The 1,803-nt window shown below is 70.7% G+C and carries 1 protein-coding gene and 1 pseudogene; both read right to left on the bottom strand.

Features of this window, described 5'->3' with window-relative positions; all coding sequences use genetic code 11:
• Positions 1-65 precede the first annotated feature (65 nt).
• Entirely contained in the window at positions 66-1,052 is a 987-nt protein-coding gene (gene rsmH / locus ACY5KJ_RS10000) for a 16S rRNA (cytosine(1402)-N(4))-methyltransferase RsmH (protein ID WP_462203247.1), read from the bottom strand.
• A 223-nt stretch (positions 1,053-1,275) separates the two neighbouring features.
• Positions 1,276-1,708 (bottom strand): annotated as a pseudogene (gene mraZ / locus ACY5KJ_RS09995) (division/cell wall cluster transcriptional repressor MraZ).
• Positions 1,709-1,803 lie beyond the last annotated feature (95 nt).

Below are 1,803 nucleotides of genomic sequence, written 5' to 3'. Positions count from 1 at the left end.
CCGCCCAGAGCCGGTCCGCCCGGGGGCGGAACGCCCGGCGCGGGAGAGCGGCTGCGCGGGAGCGGTCACGATGCGCCTCCGGTCGGTTTCCGGGTGTGGTCCGGGTTCGGCGCGGTACGTTCGACGGCACGCAGGCGGACGGAGGCCGCCCGCGGGTTCTCGGCCTTCTCGGTCTCGCTCGCCGGTTCCGCACCTCGGGTCAACCAGCGCAGCCTGGGGCCCGCGCCCTCGGGCACCACCGGCAGGCCCGGCGGGACCAAGGCCTCCGCATAGCCGCGCAGTTGCCGCTTGACCAGCCGGTCCTCGAGCGAGTGGTACGACAGGACGACGAGCCGGCCGGACACGGCCAGCGCGTCGAAGGCCGCGGGCAACGCCCGGGCGAGCACGTCGAGCTCGGCGTTGACCTCGATACGTAACGCTTGGAAGGTACGTTTCGCCGGATTGCCGCCGGTCCGCCGGGCCGGCGCCGGGATGGCGTCGCGTACCAGGTCGGCGAGCCGCGCCGAGGCGACGAACGGGGCGACGGCCCTGGCCTGGACGATCGCACCGGCGATGCGGCGGGCGAAGCGCTCCTCGCCGTATTCCCGCAGGATGTGGGTCAGCGCGTCGGCATCGTAGGTGTTGAGGATGTCGGCGGCCGTCCTGCCCCGCGTCTGGTCCATCCGCATGTCCAGCGGCGCGTCCCGGGAGTAGGCGAACCCACGGTCGTCCGTGTCCAGCTGCAACGACGACACGCCGAGGTCGAACAGGACGCCCTGCACCACCGGATGACCGAGCCGGTCCAGGATCTCGGCCACCTCGTCGTAGACGGCGTGGACAAGCTCCACCCGGCCGGGGGCGAGCCCGTGCAGCCGCTCACCGCTGCGCTCCAAGGCGTCGGGGTCGCGGTCGAGCCCCACCAGCCGTACGTGCGGGAAGGCCGTGAGCACAGCCGCGGCATGCCCACCGAGACCCACCGTCGCGTCCACCACGATCGCTCCGGATACCCGCAGGGCGGGGGCCAACAAAGTCAGTACACGGTCGGTCAGCACAGGCGTATGTGTGGCGTTCAGTGCTGAGCCTCCCTCGACCGCTCGTGGACCTCGTCTTCAGATGTACTGACGGGCATGGGGGCTTCATCGGCGGAAGCCACCGGGCGGCGGGCCCGGGTCGGGTGACCGAGGTCGACCGCCCTCGCGTACGTCCCGGATGCCGGCCGCCGGGGAAGGGACAGCCGGAAGGGACGGTGCGCGTGGCGAGCCCGCGGAGCACCCGGATCCATGAACCCGGGGCAGCTCAGATCACTCCGGGCAGGACCTCCTCGGACAGCTCGGCGAAGCTCTCCTCCTGGCTTTCCAGGTAGGTCTGCCACCGCTGGGCATCCCAGATCTCAATCCGAGTGTTGGCCCCATTGACCACGCAGTCGCGCATCAAGCCCGCGTAGGACCGCAGCGGAGCCGGAATCGTGATCCGCCCCTGCCGGCCCGGCACGTCGTCCGCGGCCGAGGAGAAAAACACCCGACTGTAGTCACGCAATGCCTTTGCGGTAACCGGAACAGTGCGGAGGGACTCGCTGATCCGGGTGAACTCCGCCATCGGAAAGACGTACAGGCAGCGTTCCTGCCCCTTGGTGATCACAAGACCCCCCCTCCCACTCGTCACGGAATTTCGCGGGCAGCGTCAGCCGCCCTTTGCCGTCGAGCCGCGGCGCGTGGCTGCCGAGAAACACCGGCAACCTCCTCGCCACCGCGAGGAAGACAACGACAGGTCACCCCGCGACGGTCACCCGTAAGCTGCTGTCCCCCACTGCGCGCCACTCTACCC

This window comes from Frankia sp. CcWB3 (assembly GCF_977927595.1).
The sequence above is the reverse complement of the archived record's forward strand: the minus strand, read 5'-3'. Positions and strand labels throughout refer to the sequence as shown.